Raw genomic sequence first — 15140 nt, 5'->3', positions numbered from 1 at the left:
CTTCGAATACATCCCCGACAACGCCCTGCTGTTCGTGGACGAGAGCCACGTCACCATCGGCCAGATCAACGGCATGTTCCGGGGCGACTACCGCCGCAAATCGACACTGGCGGAATACGGCTTCCGCCTGCCCTCCTGCATCGACAACAGACCCCTCAAGTTCGAGGAATGGGACGCCATGCGCCCCCAGACGGTGCATGTCTCGGCCACCCCCGGCCCCTGGGAGATGGAGCGCGCCGGCGGCGTCTTCGTGGAGCAGGTGATCCGCCCCACCGGCCTGATCGACCCGCCGGTGGAAATCCGCCCCGTCTCGGGCAAGACCCGCAACCAGGTCGACGACGTCATCGACGAGGTCAAGGCCACGACGGCCAAGGGCTATCGCAGCCTGGTCACGACCCTGACCAAGAAGATGGCCGAGGACCTGACCGAATATATGCACGAACAAGGCGTGCGCGTCCGCTACATGCACTCCGACGTGGACACGCTGGAGCGGATCGAGATCCTGCGCGACCTGCGGCTGGGCGCCTTCGACTGCCTGATCGGCATCAACCTGCTGCGGGAGGGTCTGGACATCCCCGAATGCGGCCTGGTCGCCATCCTAGATGCGGACAAGGAAGGCTTCCTGCGCTCCGAGACCTCCCTGATCCAGACCATCGGCCGCGCCGCCCGCAATGTGGACGGCCGCGTCATCCTGTACGCCGACCGCATGACCGGAAGCATGGAGCGCGCCATCGCCGAGACGGATCGCCGCCGCGAACGGCAGATGGCCTACAACCTCGAACACGGCATCACGCCCGAAAGCGTCAAGCGCGACATCAAGGAAATCCTCGACAGCCCCTATGAATCCCGCGAACTGGACCGCCTGACCCGTCCGGGCGTGGCCGAGACCGCCAAACCCTTCGTCGGCTCCAACTTCCAGGCCGCCCTGCGCGACCTGGAAGGCCGCATGCGCGAGGCCGCCTCCAACCTGGAGTTCGAAGAAGCCGCCCGCCTGCGCGACGAGATCAAGCGCATGAAGCTGATGGACCTGGAGTTCGCCAACGAAGTCCTGACCGGCGCGGGGGAAGAGGTGGACAAGTCGGCGCCGAAGCGGTGGCGTGCCGAGGCGGCGGCGGAGGCGCAGGAGCGGTTCAGGAAGGGGCGGTAGGGCCATTGCCCAAAACCATCTTTATACCCCGAATTTGTCAATCCAGGCTTGGCATTAAGCTCGACTCCCGGTTGAGCTAAGGAGTGGCGTTTTCATGGCCGGGAGGAAGATGTGACGACAGAGGTGGTGATCGGCAACCGTCAGGCGATTGCCTTGGCGGCGGATAGCGCCGTGACTGTTGGGCAAGACCGGGTCTGGAAGACTGCAAATAAGTTGTTCTCGCTGGGGCCTGCAAACGATATCGGCATCATGATGAACGGGAGCGCAGACTTCCTCGGCATATCTTGGGAAGTGATCATAAAGCTCTTCCGCGAAGATGTGTCGGAAAAACGCTTCGTCACCGTGAAAGAATGTGCAGATGCCTTTTTTGCTTTCGTCTCGAAAGACAGATTCAGATCAGAACGTACTGAGAAACTGTCCTTTGCCGGCCTTTTTGTCGAGAACCTCGAAGCCCTCAAGGACCACCTCGACTACAAAACCAAGAAAGATTTCCGCTCGCAGATAGTCGCCGTTTGCGACCATAATGTGAAGGCAATCTCGGAAGAGACTCGAAAGATTGCGAGCTTATCCCTGTCTTCATTCCGCAAAGATTGGCGAGAAATAATTGATTCACTCGCGAAGGACGTTCTTGGAGAAGTGATAACGAAAAATGTAAGCGATTCTATCACTAAGCTTTTGCATGCACTAGCAGTACATAACGTAGAGAGCGAGTTCGCCACCGGGATTGTCATCGCAGGGTTCGGTTCGGAGGAGATGTATCCGTGCATGCAATCCTATACTGTAGATGGCTGCGCTGGATCAGTTTTTCGCGTATGGGAGGATCGAGTCCAAGACCTGAATGGAAGCGGTTCAAGAGGCGGTTATATAGTCCCATTCGGCCAAGCCGATATCGTGTTTTCCTTCATGGAGGGCATCACACTTGAGAGCAATGAATTCTAGGATACAATTATTCCACAGCTTTTAGAAGACCGAATAAAAGATGTAATTGATCACTATGTTCCAAGCCAAAACCGTGTTGTGGAAGCGGCGATACAGAAGAAAATAAATGACGAGGCATATTCATTATTCAAACAAAATTTTTCTGACTTCAGAACCCGAACGATTAGCAATCCTGTAGTGAAGGTAATAAACAGCCTTCCGAAAGAAGACTTGGCCGATATGGCTCAGGCGCTTGTAGAACTAACATCGCTTCGCAGAAAGGTAGACTCCAAACTGGAAACAGTTGGCGGCCCGGTCGATGTTGCTGTCATCTCGAAGGGTGACGGCTTCATTTGGTTAAAGCGGAAGAACTATTTCGATATTGATAGCAATCGTGACTTTCTATATCGTCGCTATCGAAACCAAGGGCTTCGCACATGACTCGCTTTGTCGAGACGGCAAAAATCGATCCCGTTCTAGCGCGCATGCTCGAAGAGACCCGGCCTTCCCATCGCGATGCCTCTCAAGGCGAGAGAGGAGCCACGGCGGCACGAGAAGCAGCCGTGCGCGTTCGCGCTATGTTGTCTTCGTTGAGCAGTGAATTGCGCGCCTAAGAGGGCATGGCTCTCGATCAGAGCATGACGTCATCGCAACATTTCGGCGACGCGCTCAACCAGGCTTGCGTCTAACCCGTTGTTGTGGATCTCTAAATCTGGATGAGGGAGCCACTGCCATGCCCACCTTCCGCATTCTCTCCCGCGTCGACGCCTACGTCGACTACACCTGCGAGGTAGAAGCCGACTCCGCCGAGGAGGCTGTCGATGTCGTCTACGAGGGCCACGTCAAAGTCACCTGGGAGAACCAAGGTGTGACGGAGTTCGACGCGGTTCGTATGTCGGCCATCGACGAACATGGCGAAGACATAGATGGATATGCGCGTGGTAAGGGCTGACTAACGCGGGAGCGTCATATTGCTCGCATGACTGAAGACGACGCTTCCTGGACCCCGCCCTTCGGCTTCGCCGAGGAGCAGGCCGTCTTCAAAGGCCCGACCCAGAACGTCCGTGCGCTGAGCGAGGGATGGGTCGCAGCGCACCTGTTTTGTCCGGCCTGCGGCGCGGAGCGGCTGCGGCAGTTGCCGAATAATTCCCCGGTCGGGGACTTCGTCTGCGACGCCTGCGCCGAGGAGTTCGAGCTTAAGGCCAAGAAGGGTGCGCTGGGGCGGTCGATCCCGGACGGCGCCTTCGGCGCGATGACTTCGCGGCTGGCGGCGCGCAACAATCCCAACCTGTTCGCCATGAGCTATGACCGGGATCGGACGGCTGTTACGGACCTGATCGTTGTTCCCCGGCACTTCTTCACCCAGGACATCATCCAAGCGCGCAAGCCCCTGGGGCCGAACGCGCGTCGTGCCGGCTGGCAGGGGTGCAACATCCTGATCGGCCAGGTGCCGCTGTCGGGTCGCATCCCGTTGATCACGCGCGGCGCCCCTGCGCCCAAGGGCGAGGTGCTGGACCGTTGGCGGTCCACCCTTTTTCTGAAGGACGCCAGCGTGACCGCCCGCGGCTGGCTGCTGGCCGTGATGAAGACAGTCGAGGCCATAGGAAAGCCGGAGTTTACTCTGGACGAGGTCTATGCTCGCGAGGCGGCGTTGGCCGCGCTTTATCCAGCCAATAACAATGTCCGCCCCAAGATCAGACAACAGCTTCAGCTGCTGCGTGACAGGGGTTGGTTGGCATTCGATGGGCGTGGCGCCTATCGGCGGGTCTGAACGAGCCCCTCGTGTCTCCCCAAACTTTCCCGTTCTCCCGCAAGGGGAGACGGATCGCCCCTCACAACTCATCCAGCGACTTCTCCCACTCTTCCATCGACACGATCTTGCGCAGGGGACCCAGGTAGAGGTCGAGGCCCTGGGAGATGCGGCGGTCCTTTTCGCGTTCGATGACGGGGTCGAGGCCGGCGGCGCGGAGCTGGTCCTCGAGCGCGGCGATGCGGCGCTCCAGATGGACGCGGCGGGCCAGTTGGGCGTTGCCCCATTCGGTGTCGGCGCGCTCCAGCTTCTGTTTGGCCTGCCAGTATTGGCCGCGCAGCTCCCAGTCGCTCTTGTCGCTGGTGTTCATGGCGAAGCGGTCCTCGGCCTCGCCCGGATTGGTCAGGATGTCGTAGACCAGTTGCAGGGGCGCGGTCTTTATCGTCAGGCGGGCGGCGCGGCCGGGGCCGTCGCGGTCGGCCAGTTTGCGATAGGTCTCGGCCAGGGCCGCCAGGGCGCGGGCCTGGGCGAAGTCCTGGGCGTGCAGGGCGCGGCCCGAGGCCTGGGCGGCGGCGCGGGCCAGGTCGGCGGGGTCGTGGCCGCCCGTCTCGTCCGGCGGAGGGGCGAGCGTCTCTTGCGCCAGGACGGCCGCTTCCCGGGGCGACAGGGTCCGGGTGCGCGGATGGCGCGACCAGCCCTGTTTGGTCGCGCGGGCGCGCAGGGCGTCGACGGTGACGCCGTGGCGGGCGGCGACGGTCTTGGCGTCCTGGCCCGCCAGATAGTCCTGGCGGACCTGGGCCCAGACTTCGGGCGGCTGGATCTTGTAGATGCGTTTTGTCATGGCGACAGTATGGGGCCGTCGCCGACCCAGGCCGGTCGATCGGCGAATTTCGCACCTAGAGATTTGATTCTCCATAGGTGGAGACGATGGGTTGGACGCCTCAGCCATCCTATTCGGCCCCGCAGCGACGGCGGCGGCGGGGGCGACGGGGAGCGGGCGACGACCGTTCCTGACGCAAGGCCGGCTTACGACCGGGGCCATGAGCCAGGGGATACATCGCAGGATCCGGCCGGACGCCGTCTGGGCCGAGGTTCGCAAGGCGTGGGAGGACGGCGAGACGGCGCGCTCGGTCGCCAAACGCTATGACGTGGGGGTGCACGCCCTGTGGAAACGGCGCGAGGCGGAGGGCTGGAAACGGCCCGAGCCGACGCTGGGGCCGATCGAGCCGGCGGAAGGGTGGGACCGTCACATTCAGGCAAGGCGCGACGCCTTTTACGCCCAGCTGGAGGACGCGCGGGCGCTGGCGGAATGTCTGGCGGCGGCGATGCGGGACGAGCCGCTGACGGCCGGGCCGAACTGGCATATTCCGTGGCTGTACCACTGGCGGGCGACGCATCTGGGACCGGAGGCGGCGGCGCGGGACCGGGCGCGGGCGCTGGAGGCGGACCTGCCGTGGGCCGGGCGGTTCTGGGACGCGCAAGGGCGGCTGAAGCCGCTGCCGCAACTGGATCTGGAGATGGCGCGGCTGCATCCCGAGGCATGGCGCGCGGCGATCGGCCTGCCCGACGGACTGCCCGAGACGGCGACCCGATACGCGCCCTGACGGCGGCGACGGTTGACTTATCGGCGATAAGCGTCCATTTGCACGGCGTCGCACATTCGCGATCTCCGGCGTCTCCAGCGCGTGTGGGTCCGTTTCGGACCTGTCTGTAGCAGCCGCCGGTTCCTCATATTCATTGGCCGCCCGGACACGCGGGGCGGCGCCCGATCCACCCCGCAGGCCCGCTGTCGCAGGCCCCGTCGGGACTGGCGGTGCGCGGCCCGACGGCGTCATGCCGTGCTCGCTTTCGCATCCGCCGCTACGCGAAAGACATTGCTGTGAGCATCACCTTCGACTCCATGGGCCTGAACAAGGCCCTGCTGCAGGCCCTGGCCTCGACCGGCTATGTGAAGCCGACGCCGATCCAGGAAAAGGCCATCCCCGACGTCATGCTGGGCAAGGACCTGCTGGGCATCGCCCAGACCGGCACCGGCAAGACCGCCGCCTTCGCCCTGCCGATCCTGCATCGGCTGGCCGAGAACCGCACCCCGCCCGCGCCCCGCACCACCCGCGCCCTGATCCTGAGCCCCACGCGCGAACTGGCGACCCAGATCGGCGACAGCTTCAAGGCCTATGGCGCCCATCTGGGCTTCCGGGTCGCGGTCATCTTCGGCGGCGTGAAATACGGCGCCCAGGAGCGCGCCCTGCAACAGGGTCTGGACATCCTGGTCGCCGCGCCGGGCCGCCTGCTGGACCACATCCAGCAGAAGACGCTGGACCTGTCGTCGACCGAGATCTTCGTGCTGGACGAGGCCGACCAGATGCTGGACCTGGGCTTCATCAAGCCGATCCGCCAGATCGTCAGCCGGATGCCGGCGCGCCGCCAGAACCTGTTCTTCTCGGCCACCATGCCGACCGAGATCGGCAAACTGGCGGGCGAACTGCTGAAGGACCCGGTCAAGGTCCAGGTCACGCCGCAATCGACCACCGTCCAGCGCATCGCCCAGTCGGTCGTCTATATCGAACAGGGCAAGAAGCGCGCCCTGCTGACCGAGATGTTCAGCGACCCGGAATACAAGCGCTGCCTGGTCTTCACCAAGACCAAGCACGGCGCCGACAAGGTCGCGGCCTATCTGGAGACGGGCGGCGTCGAGGCCGGGGCCATCCACGGCAACAAGTCCCAGCCCCAGCGCGAACGCACGCTGGAAGCCTTCAAGAAGGGCAAGCTTAGGGTTCTGGTCGCCACCGACATCGCCGCGCGCGGCATCGACGTGGACGGCGTCTCGCACGTGGTGAACTTCGAACTGCCGCACGTGCCGGAAAGCTATGTCCACCGCATCGGCCGCACCGCGCGGGCGGGCAAGGACGGCACGGCCGTCAGCTTCGTGGCCGGCGACGAGATGAAGCTGCTGCGCGACATCGAAAAGGTCACGCGCCAGAAGATCCCGGCGGCGGATCGCCGCAACGACAAGCAGCTGGCGGCGCTGGACGCCTCCATCATGGCCGCCGGCGTGGCCAAGAAGGCGACCCTGCCGGAACGCGAGGGCGGCGAGCGCAACGACGGCGGTCGCGGGGGTCGCGGTCGCAGCCGCAATCCGCACCGCGACGGCGTGCGCCCGGAAGGCGGCGGCCAGCCGCACCGCCAGCGCCGCAACCGCCCCGGCGGCGAGGCGGCCGCGGCGCGTCCCGAAAAGACCTACAACCCCATGGCCGGCGAAAAGACCGCGCCGCGCGAACCTCGCCCGGAAGGCGAGATGAAGCGCCGCCCCCGCCGCCGCCCCTCGAACGGCGGCAAGGGCTACGGCGCCGCCAAGGGCTGATCTAGGTCCTCCCCCGCGAGGCGGCGGAGGAACAAAAAACGGCGGCGCCTGCGAGGGCGCCGCCGTTCTCATGTCAGGCGTGTGCGGACCTTAGAAGTTCCAGGTCGCGCCCAGCGAGAAGCCGACGCCGGAGCCCTTGGCCTCGCCGCGCAGGTTCGAGATGACCAGGCCGTTGCCATAGACGTCGCGCGTGTCGTTGATCGTCGCCGTGTCGATGTCGATGTAGGTCACGGCGCCGTCGAAGGTCATCGAACCCATCGTCTTGGACAGGCCGGCGGCGTAGAGCCAGCGGTCGCCGTCCGGGATGCGGGCGGTGCGGTGATCGTCCGGCGTCGGGGTCGGGTCGTAGCCCAGGCCGGCGCGGAAGGTCATGGTCGGGTCGATCTTGTAGTCGAAGCCCAGCGCGCCGGTGGTGACGTCGTCATAGTCCTGGACGATGGTCGAGGATCCGCTCGCGCCGTAGGTCACGCGGATGGCGTCGAACTCGCTCCAGCCGATCTGGTTGACCTGGGCGTTCAGGGTCAGGCGGTCGTTGACGGCGTAGCGGGCCGAAACGGTGGCGTACCAGGGGGTGGTGAAGCTGGCCTGGCCGTCCGCCGAGACGTTAGCGCCGGCCAGTACGCCGGTCAGGCCGGAGATGTTCACCGAGCCATCCAACTCGTGCTTGATTTCCGAACGGTAGGACAGGCCGAGATCCAGCTTGCCGAAATGCATCTGGGCGCCGGCGTTCCAGCCGTAGTTCCAGCCGTCGCCTTCCAGTTGGTTGCGGCCGTCGGTCGAGGGCGACACGACATAGGCCGGCGACAGGACGGCCGGGATCGGCGCGTTCGGCAGGGCCGACGACAGGGTCGCCTTGGCGTACTGTGCGTCGAAGCCGGCGCCGATGTCCAGCCAGTCCGTAACCTTGGCGGCGGCGACCAGGCTGACGTTGGCCGAGCGCAGTTCCGAGGTCAGGGCGTCGTAGCGGGCGAAGTCGTCCGGCAGATACTTGGTGGTGAAGTTGTAGGGCGCCTGGACGGCCAGGCCGATGTTGAAACGGTCGCCGATCGGCGTAGAGATGGCGAAGTTAGGCACGATGCCGCTTTCGACCACGTCATGGACGTGCGGGTCGCCGTTGACCGGATAGGTGCGGCTGACCACGCCCACGCCGGCGACGGGGACGTTGTACGTCAGGCTGGAGCCGCGATTGTCGACGTCGGAATCCAGCAGCAGGCCGTGCAGGCCCGTATAGACTTCGCGCTGGGTCCCGGCGATGGCGGCGGGGTTCCACCACAGCGACTGGACGCCCTTGTCGGCGCCGACGCCGGCGTTGGCGCGGCCCTGGCCGCGGGTCGATTGTTCCTGGACGTAGAAGGAGCCAGCCATGGCGGGCGCGGCGACGCCGGCCAGCAGAGCCGTGGACAGCGCAAGGCCGCCCATGCGAGCGAAATTCCTGGGAGTCATATGCCATTCCTAAGTAAGCCCCCGCCATCAAACGCGGCGGTGGGGTGTCGGGGAGAGACGCTGGCGCAGCGCTTTCGGCGAGAAAGCGTTGCGCACATGGCCGCTCTCCGCCTCGATCCGGGCGAAACTGTGTCACGAAAGCTGCACAAGATCACACCCGCGCGAGGTTCCCTAACGGCAAGAAGCCGTCGCCAATCACGGACTTACGCGGCGGAAACCGCGCCGGAAAGCCGCCGGGCGGATTTCCATGCCTGCCCGCGCCGCCCCAAGATCGCCTTGTGCATCCGTGATATAAGGGCCATCTGCATCGCGCGCCGGCATTTCGCCATGTCCCAAGCCTGATCGAAGCTCCCATGGAAGCCCCCATGTACGAAACGCCCGAATTGGAAACCGACGTCCTGGTCCGATCCAGCGCCATCCGCATCCACGCGCCCGAGGATTTCGAGGGGATGCGCAAGGCCGGCCGCCTGGTCGCCGAGGCCCTGGACATGATCGCCGCCCATGTGAAGCCGGGCGTGACGACCGGCGCGATCGACGACCTGGTGCGCGAGTTCACCCTGGACAACGGCGGCCTGCCCGCCTGCCTGGGCTACAAGGGCTACGAGAAGACGGTCTGCACCTCGATCAACCACGTCGTCTGCCACGGCATTCCCGGCGACCGGGTGCTGAAGGACGGCGACATCGTCAACATCGACCACACCGTGATCGTGGACGGGTGGCACGGCGATTCCAGCCGCATGTATGCGGTGGGCGAGATCAATGCCCGGGCCAGAAAGCTGATCGACGTGACCTATCAGTCGCTGGAGATCGGGCTGGAGCAGGTCAAGCCCGGCAATACGTTCGGCGACATCGGTTACGCCATCCAGAAGTTCGTCGAGGCCCAGCGCATGAGCGTGGTGCGCGACTTCTGCGGCCACGGCATCGGCCGGGTGTTCCACGACAGCCCCAACGTCCTGCACTACGGCCGTCGCGGCGAGGGCGCGGTGCTGAAGCCGGGAATGTTCTTCACCGTCGAGCCGATGGTGAACCTGGGCAAGCCGCAGGTGAAGGTGCTGTCCGACGGCTGGACCGCCGTGACCCGCGACAAGTCCCTGTCGGCCCAGTGCGAGCACACCATCGGGGTGACGGAAGACGGTCTGGAAATCTTCACGGCGTCGCCGGCGGGGCTGTTCCGGCCGAACTGATCTTCGTCATCCTCCGGCGAGCGAAGCGAGACCGGGGGACCCAGCGGCGCGCGTGAGCGCGAACCTGTCGCGACCTCGGTCGTTTGACATCTTGCGAACCGATGGATCGCCTTCGTCGCCGCTGGGTCCCCCGGTCTGCGCCGCAAGCGGCTTGCCGGAGGATGACGAAAGAAAAGTGTAGGCGCACACGCTGCACTTGCGTCGCTCGTCGGATCGCCCGATCCTGCAAAGGTTGCGCATCTGCGGGCCTGACGGCGTATGACCGACGAGATTTCGACCAAGCCGACCCCGCGCCACAGCGGCCATCGCGACCGGCTGCGGGAGCGGGCGGCGAAGGGGGGCTTAGGCGCCCTGCCCGACTACGAGCTGCTGGAGCTGCTGCTGTTCCGCAGCGTGCCGTACAAGGACACCAAGCCGCTGGCCAAGGATCTTTTGGCGCGGTTCGGCGGGCTGGAAGGGATCGGAGCGGCCAGCCATGAAGCCGTCGAGGATCAGGTCGCGCGGTCGCTGGGCTATGTCGCCGGAAAGGCGACGCGGGCGGTGGCGCTGGACCTTCAGCTGATCTTCGACGTGACGCGGCGGATCGCGCGCGAGCCGACGGCGAAACGGCCGGTGATCTCGTCCTGGACGGCGCTCTTGGCCTATGTGCGCGTCGCCTTGCAGCACGAGCCGCGCGAGCAGTTGCGGGTGCTTTACCTGGACAAGAAGAACCAGCTGATCCTGGACGAGGTGCAGAACCGGGGCACGGTCGACCATGCGCCGGTCTATCCGCGCGAGGTGGTGCGGCGCGCGCTGGAGCTGTCGGCCAGCGCCCTGATCCTGGTCCACAACCACCCTTCGGGCGACCCGACCCCCAGCCGCGCCGACGTGGAGATGACGAAACAGGTTGTGCGGGCCGGGCGCGCCCTTAATGTCGAGGTGCACGACCATCTGGTCGTCGGCCGCGACGGGGTGGCCAGCCTGAAGCAGCTGGGACTGATGTGAACGACGCCATTCTGACCACCGGGCGGCTGGTGCTGACGCCCGTGGCCGTGACGGACTTCGACGATCTGGCCGGGCTTTGGGCCGACGAGGCCTTCACCCGGCACATCACCGGCCGCGCCATGACAAGCGAGGAGGTCTGGTTCCGGCTGCTGCGCGACCTGGGCCAGTGGAGCGTGGCGGGATACGGCGGCTGGACGATCCGCCTGGCCGACGGCGGCGCCTATGCGGGCAATGTGTCGATCCTGGATCACCGGCGGCTGATCGATCCGCCCCTGACCGATCCCGAACTGGGCTGGGGCCTGGCGCCCGCCTTCCAGAACCGGGGGATCGCCGCCGAGGCGGTGACGGCCGCCCTGGCCTGGGCCGACGCCCGTCTGCCGGCCGCGCGAACCGTGTGCATGATCGCGCCGCGGAACCTCGCCTCGATCCGGCTGGCCGAACGGGTCGGCTATCGCCCCTATGCGCAGGCGCGATACCGGGACGAGGCCGTGCAGCTGTTCGAACGGCCGCGCGCGGCGTAGCCTGCCATTAAGGTTTATAGGGCAGTCTGGCGGCGAAGGTTGCGAGAGTCCGCCATGCCCATGTCCGTCGAAACGCTGCGCCAGCATCTGGCCGACGCCTTTCCCGGCGCCGAGATCGCCATCGAGGATCTGGCCGGCGACGGCGACCACTATCGCGCGCGCATCGTGTCGAGCGCCTTCGCCGGTCTGGCGCGCGTGCGCCAGCACCAGCTGGTCTATGCGGCGCTGAAGGGAAAGATGGGCGGCGAACTGCACGCCCTGGCGCTGGAGACCTCCGCGCCGTCCGAGGCGGGGCAAGGCTGATGCGCTATCGCCCGTTCGGCGTCTCCGGCTCCGCGATTTCGAACCTGACGCTCAGTTTCGGGGCGGAGGCGCTGGCGCGCGGGCGCGAGGCGGGGCTGGACCTGCTGTATTCGGCGCTGGAGGCGGGGATCAACAGCTATCGGCTGGAGACCGCCGATCCGGTGGCCGCCGAGGTGCTGGGCGAGGCCCTGTCGCACGTGGACCGCAAGCTGGTCTATGTCAGCGTCACCCTGGGGACCGGCGAGGCGCGCGACTTCTCCGCCGAAGGGATGACCGCCGCCATCGACCGGGTGCTGCACTTCTCGGGCCTGGGCTGGATCGACATGGCCGTGCTGCACGAGCCGGGCGAGACGGAGCTGGCGCAGGCGTCGCTGGCGGCGCTGAAGGCGCTGAGGAAGACCGGGCGCATCCGCCTGCTGGGCATCGCCGGCGGCGGGCCGGTGATGGACGCCTATGTCTCCACCGGCGCGTTCGACGCCCTGTTGACGCCGTTCGACATCAACGCCGGCTGGCCGATCCGCAACCGCATCCGCTCGGCGCGCGAGCAGGACATGGCCGTCTTCGCCTACGACTTCTACATCGACCGGCGCACGCGCGCGCCCGACGCCCCGGTGTTCAAGAAGGGGCTTTTCGGCCTGGGCGGCGGCAAGCGCCCCCCCGACACGCCCAAGAAGGACGCCTTCGGCTTCCTGTATCGCACCCCCAACTGGACGGCCGAGGCCATCTGCCTGTCCTACGTCCTGACCGATCCGTCGGTGTCCAGCGTGATCGTGACGCCGACCGGCGCGGACCGGCTGGCGGTGCTGGCCGCCGCGCCCGAGCGGGACATGCCGCCGGGCCTGGCCGCCCAGATCGAGATGGCCCGCGTCGTGGCCAACGCCGCCTGATCGGAACGGCCGATCGTCGCGCACGCCTTGACCGCGCGCCTCGCGCTCCCTAGCTGACGGGCTTCACGAAAGGCCCTTCCCGTGACCGACACCGCTCAAGCCGATCCCGTCCACGCCTTCATCGGCGACACCGTCGCCCAGCACGACGTGGTGCTGTTCATGAAGGGCACGCCCGACCAGCCGCGCTGCGGCTTCTCGTCCCTGGCGGTGCAGATCCTGGACCATGTCGGCGCGCCCTTCGTCGGCGTGGACGTGTTGCAGGACGAGGCCCTGCGCGAAGGCATCAAGCGTTTCACCGACTGGCCCACCATTCCCCAGCTCTATGTGAAGGGCGAATTCGTCGGCGGCTCGGACATCATCCGCGAGATGTTCCAGGCCGGCGAGCTTCAGGCCCTGATGGCCGAAAAGGGCGTGCCGCTCGACGGCGGGAGTGCGGGCGAGGCCTGATGGCGCGCAAGACCCTGACCCCGCGCGAGGACCGCGAGGTCTTCGTCCTGCCGCTGGAGGTGCGGCCCGAGCACATCGACGCCAACGGCCACGTCAACAACGTCGTCTACGTCGGCTGGCTGCAGGACGCCGGCACGGCCCACTGGAATGCGCGGTTCGACGCGGCGGCGCGGGCGAAATGGTCCTGGGTCGCGACCCGGCACGAGATCGACTATCTGCGCGGCATCGCGCCGGGGGCTCAAGGCGTCGTCGCCCGGACCTGGGTCGGGGAGCCGCAGGGGCCGCGCTTCAACCGCTATGTCCGCATCGAGGACGCCGAGGGCCGCGTCTGCGCCCAGGGCGTCACCGAATGGGTGCTGGTCGACGCCGGGACCCTGAGGCCCCAGCGCATTCCGCCCGAGATGCTGGGCGTGTTCGAGGCGCCTATTTCAGCGGATTGAGGATGCGGGCGGGCGCGCCCGGCTCCAGCCCCAGGTCGCCGTAGGTCCAGCGCAGCTCCACCCCGTCGGGGACCAGGGCCTTGCACAGGTCCGCCTTGGTGCGGCGCAGGGTGATCTCGGCGGGGGTGTTGTCCGCCACCGCCACCTCGAAGTCCGAGGCCTGGGTGCAGCCGTTGGAATCGACGCGCACCACCAGGGCGCCGTCGGCGAAGCGGGCCTCGCGGATGGCCTCGGCCGGCGGGGCGTCGTTGCGGGTGACGGCGACCGAAACGTTCTCGCCCGCCTCGCTGTCGTAGATGACGCAGGCGGACAGCAGAGGCGCGGCCAGGGCCGCCGCCGCCAATCCCTTGACCAGGCCGCGCATCATTGGCCCGCCGGGGCGGTGACGACGCGCGTGGTCGGCTTCTCGGTCGAGACGATGATGCAGCCCGACAGCAGGGGCGCGGCGATGGCGATGGCGAGAGCAAGACGAAGCATTGGTGTTCCCCATTGAAAGCTTGACCCTTTGTGCCAAGCCGCCCGGCCCGGCACACGTGAATAATCGGCAAGCTGGATGAACAATCGGAAAGGCCGGGGTTGAACCCCTTTGTTCCAGCCATAGGTGATGGGCTCCTTCCCCCACGCCGGACGCCTGCCATGAGCCTGTTGTTCTCCCCCCTGACCGTGGGGCCGCTGACGCTGAAGAACCGGGTGGTGATCGCCCCCATGTGCCAGTATTCGGCCGTCGAGGGCGTTCCCCGACCCTGGCACATCCAGCATCTGGGCCGCCTGGCCATCTCGGGCGCGGCCGCCGTGATCGTGGAGGCGACGGGGGTCGAGGCGGCGGGCCGGATCACGCCCGACGACACCGGCCTGTGGAACGACGCCCAGGAAGCCGCCTTCGCCGCGATCATCCGCGACATCCGCACCTATAGCGACACGCCGATCGGCGTTCAGCTGGGTCATGCGGGACGCAAGGCTTCGACCAGCGCGCCATGGAAGGGCGGGCGAGCGCTGGGCGCCGACGAAGGCGCCTGGGAGACTTTCGCCCCGTCGGCCCTGCCGTTCAAGGCCGACTGGCACACGCCGACCGAGATGACCGAAGCCGACATGGACCGGGTGGCGCGCGCGTTCGAGGACGCGGCGCGGCGCGCCGACCGGGCCGGCTTCGACCTGGTGGAGCTGCATGCCGCCCACGGCTATCTGCTGAGCGAGTTCCTGTCGCCGCTCTCGAACCGGCGGACCGACGCCTATGGCGGCACGGCCGAGAACCGGGCGCGGTTTCCGCTGCGGGTCGCCAAGGCCCTGCGCGACGCCTGGCCGCGGGAGAAGGCGCTCGGCGCGCGGTTCAACGGCTCGGACTGGGTCGAGGGCGGGGTGGCGCTGGAGGAGGTGACGGCCTTCGGCCAGGCGCTGCACCAGATCGGCTACGACTATCTGCACCTGACGTCGGGCGGCAATGTCGCGCGCGCCGAGATTCCGGGCGACCAGCCGGGGTATCAGCTGGCCTTCGCCGCGGCCGTGAAGGCGGCGGTTCCAGACGCGACCGTGATGGCCGTGGGCATGATCTTCGACCCCCGGCAGGCCGAGGACATCGTGGCGTCGGGCCAGGCCGACCTGGTCGCCATCGCCCGGGCGGCGCTGGACGACCCGCACTGGGCGCACCACGCCGCCGCGGCCCTGGGCGAGGCCGAAGATCTGCCGCCCCAATACGCACGCGCCGGCAAGTCGACCTGGCCGGGATACGGTCGCGGCGCCCAGCGCCGCGCTTGATCC

At 66.7% G+C, this 15140-nt stretch carries 18 protein-coding genes; 15 read left to right on the top strand and 3 right to left on the bottom strand.

All coding sequences use genetic code 11. The annotated features are described in order from the left end of the window. The 5 genes from DI624_RS12540 to DI624_RS12520 form a co-directional block, all read left to right on the top strand. A partial coding sequence (locus DI624_RS12540) for a helicase-related protein (RefSeq protein ID WP_291539024.1) occupies window positions 1-1147 on the top strand: 1147 nt, incomplete at its 5' end. Window positions 1148-1258: 111 nt separating this feature from the next. Then, window positions 1259-2086 (top strand): hypothetical protein, encoded by an 828-nt coding sequence (locus DI624_RS12535; RefSeq protein WP_291539021.1) that lies wholly within the window; start codon window positions 1259-1261, stop codon window positions 2084-2086. A 78-nt stretch (window positions 2087-2164) separates the two neighbouring features. Next, window positions 2165-2506, top strand: coding sequence for a hypothetical protein (locus tag DI624_RS12530; protein WP_291539018.1), 342 nt, complete (start codon window positions 2165-2167; stop codon window positions 2504-2506). 292 nt (window positions 2507-2798) lie between these two features. Continuing rightward, window positions 2799-3017 (top strand): hypothetical protein, encoded by a 219-nt coding sequence (locus tag DI624_RS12525; protein ID WP_291539016.1) that lies wholly within the window; start codon window positions 2799-2801, stop codon window positions 3015-3017. 27 nt (window positions 3018-3044) lie between these two features. Continuing rightward, the gene (locus DI624_RS12520; protein WP_291539014.1) at window positions 3045-3836 is read left to right on the top strand and encodes a DpnI domain-containing protein; all 792 of its coding nucleotides are present in this window, start codon (window positions 3045-3047) and stop codon (window positions 3834-3836) included. 61 nt (window positions 3837-3897) lie between these two features. Here DI624_RS12520 and DI624_RS12515 read toward each other — a convergent pair whose 3' ends face one another. Then, window positions 3898-4656: a hypothetical protein gene (locus DI624_RS12515; protein WP_291539012.1), complete on the bottom strand. Its 759-nt coding sequence runs from the start codon at window positions 4654-4656 to the stop codon at window positions 3898-3900. 199 nt (window positions 4657-4855) lie between these two features. On the opposite strand from DI624_RS12515, the gene DI624_RS12510 reads away from it, so the two are divergent. Further along, the gene (locus tag DI624_RS12510; protein ID WP_291539010.1) at window positions 4856-5419 is read left to right on the top strand and encodes a hypothetical protein; all 564 of its coding nucleotides are present in this window, start codon (window positions 4856-4858) and stop codon (window positions 5417-5419) included. 296 nt (window positions 5420-5715) lie between these two features. Continuing rightward, entirely contained in the window at window positions 5716-7176 is a 1461-nt protein-coding gene (locus tag DI624_RS12505) for a DEAD/DEAH box helicase (RefSeq protein WP_291539030.1), read from the top strand. Window positions 7177-7266: 90 nt separating this feature from the next. Here DI624_RS12505 and DI624_RS12500 read toward each other — a convergent pair whose 3' ends face one another. Continuing rightward, window positions 7267-8619: an OmpP1/FadL family transporter gene (locus tag DI624_RS12500; RefSeq protein WP_291539008.1), complete on the bottom strand. Its 1353-nt coding sequence runs from the start codon at window positions 8617-8619 to the stop codon at window positions 7267-7269. A 365-nt stretch (window positions 8620-8984) separates the two neighbouring features. On the opposite strand from DI624_RS12500, the gene map reads away from it, so the two are divergent. The 7 genes from map to DI624_RS12465 all read left to right on the top strand — a co-directional run bounded on the left by map (window position 8985) and on the right by DI624_RS12465 (window position 13385). Next, window positions 8985-9803 (top strand): type I methionyl aminopeptidase, encoded by an 819-nt coding sequence (gene map, locus DI624_RS12495; protein ID WP_291539027.1) that lies wholly within the window; start codon window positions 8985-8987, stop codon window positions 9801-9803. 258 nt (window positions 9804-10061) lie between these two features. Continuing rightward, window positions 10062-10787: a DNA repair protein RadC gene (gene radC / locus DI624_RS12490; RefSeq protein ID WP_291539006.1), complete on the top strand. Its 726-nt coding sequence runs from the start codon at window positions 10062-10064 to the stop codon at window positions 10785-10787. After that, on the top strand, window positions 10784-11308 hold the full coding sequence (locus DI624_RS12485; protein WP_291539004.1) for a GNAT family N-acetyltransferase: 525 nt from the start codon (window positions 10784-10786) through the stop codon (window positions 11306-11308). Before radC ends, DI624_RS12485 begins: the two co-directional genes overlap by 4 nt. 54 nt (window positions 11309-11362) lie before the next feature. Continuing rightward, on the top strand, window positions 11363-11611 hold the full coding sequence (locus DI624_RS12480) for a BolA family protein (RefSeq protein ID WP_291539002.1): 249 nt from the start codon (window positions 11363-11365) through the stop codon (window positions 11609-11611). Next, a complete protein-coding gene (locus tag DI624_RS12475; RefSeq protein ID WP_291539001.1) occupies window positions 11611-12498 on the top strand; it encodes an aldo/keto reductase in 888 nt (295 codons plus the stop codon). The genes DI624_RS12480 and DI624_RS12475 overlap by 1 nt, the downstream gene beginning before the upstream one ends. Before the next feature lie 81 nt (window positions 12499-12579). Beyond that, on the top strand, window positions 12580-12945 hold the full coding sequence (grxD, locus tag DI624_RS12470) for a Grx4 family monothiol glutaredoxin (RefSeq protein WP_291538998.1): 366 nt from the start codon (window positions 12580-12582) through the stop codon (window positions 12943-12945). Then, a complete protein-coding gene (locus tag DI624_RS12465) occupies window positions 12945-13385 on the top strand; it encodes a thioesterase family protein (protein ID WP_291538995.1) in 441 nt (146 codons plus the stop codon). The genes grxD and DI624_RS12465 overlap by 1 nt, the downstream gene beginning before the upstream one ends. Here the strand turns inward: DI624_RS12465 and DI624_RS12460 are convergent. Next, window positions 13369-13752: a hypothetical protein gene (locus DI624_RS12460; RefSeq protein WP_291538992.1), complete on the bottom strand. Its 384-nt coding sequence runs from the start codon at window positions 13750-13752 to the stop codon at window positions 13369-13371. The genes DI624_RS12465 and DI624_RS12460 overlap by 17 nt on opposite strands. A 269-nt stretch (window positions 13753-14021) precedes the next feature. Here DI624_RS12460 and DI624_RS12455 point away from each other — a divergent pair, with 269 nt between their 5' ends. Continuing rightward, window positions 14022-15137, top strand: a complete 1116-nt coding sequence (locus DI624_RS12455) for an NADH:flavin oxidoreductase/NADH oxidase (protein ID WP_291538990.1) — start codon at window positions 14022-14024, stop codon at window positions 15135-15137. The last annotated feature ends 3 nt before the right edge of the window (window positions 15138-15140 follow it).

The organism is Brevundimonas sp., assembly GCF_003248455.1.
In the GTDB taxonomy this organism is placed as follows: Bacteria; Pseudomonadota; Alphaproteobacteria; order Caulobacterales; family Caulobacteraceae; genus Brevundimonas.
Note: the sequence above shows the minus strand (reverse complement) of the source record. Positions and strands in the feature narration are given on the sequence as shown.

What these genes read in the sequence shown, in the direction of transcription:
- DI624_RS12525 (WP_291539016.1), top strand. Translation starts at nt 2,799, where the DNA reads ATGCCCACCTTCCGCATTCTCTCCCGCGTCGACGCCTACGTCGACTAC.
- radC (WP_291539006.1), top strand. Translation starts at nt 10,062, where the DNA reads ATGACCGACGAGATTTCGACCAAGCCGACCCCGCGCCACAGCGGCCAT.
- DI624_RS12505 (WP_291539030.1), top strand. Translation starts at nt 5,716, where the DNA reads ATGGGCCTGAACAAGGCCCTGCTGCAGGCCCTGGCCTCGACCGGCTAT.
- DI624_RS12455 (WP_291538990.1), top strand. Translation starts at nt 14,022, where the DNA reads ATGAGCCTGTTGTTCTCCCCCCTGACCGTGGGGCCGCTGACGCTGAAG.
- DI624_RS12475 (WP_291539001.1), top strand. Translation starts at nt 11,611, where the DNA reads ATGCGCTATCGCCCGTTCGGCGTCTCCGGCTCCGCGATTTCGAACCTG.
- DI624_RS12465 (WP_291538995.1), top strand. Translation starts at nt 12,945, where the DNA reads ATGGCGCGCAAGACCCTGACCCCGCGCGAGGACCGCGAGGTCTTCGTC.
- DI624_RS12520 (WP_291539014.1), top strand. Translation starts at nt 3,045, where the DNA reads ATGACTGAAGACGACGCTTCCTGGACCCCGCCCTTCGGCTTCGCCGAG.
- DI624_RS12510 (WP_291539010.1), top strand. Translation starts at nt 4,856, where the DNA reads ATGAGCCAGGGGATACATCGCAGGATCCGGCCGGACGCCGTCTGGGCC.
- map (WP_291539027.1), top strand. Translation starts at nt 8,985, where the DNA reads ATGTACGAAACGCCCGAATTGGAAACCGACGTCCTGGTCCGATCCAGC.
- DI624_RS12480 (WP_291539002.1), top strand. Translation starts at nt 11,363, where the DNA reads ATGCCCATGTCCGTCGAAACGCTGCGCCAGCATCTGGCCGACGCCTTT.
- DI624_RS12460 (WP_291538992.1), bottom strand. Translation starts at nt 13,752, where the DNA reads ATGATGCGCGGCCTGGTCAAGGGATTGGCGGCGGCGGCCCTGGCCGCG.
- DI624_RS12515 (WP_291539012.1), bottom strand. Translation starts at nt 4,656, where the DNA reads ATGACAAAACGCATCTACAAGATCCAGCCGCCCGAAGTCTGGGCCCAG.
- DI624_RS12500 (WP_291539008.1), bottom strand. Translation starts at nt 8,619, where the DNA reads ATGACTCCCAGGAATTTCGCTCGCATGGGCGGCCTTGCGCTGTCCACG.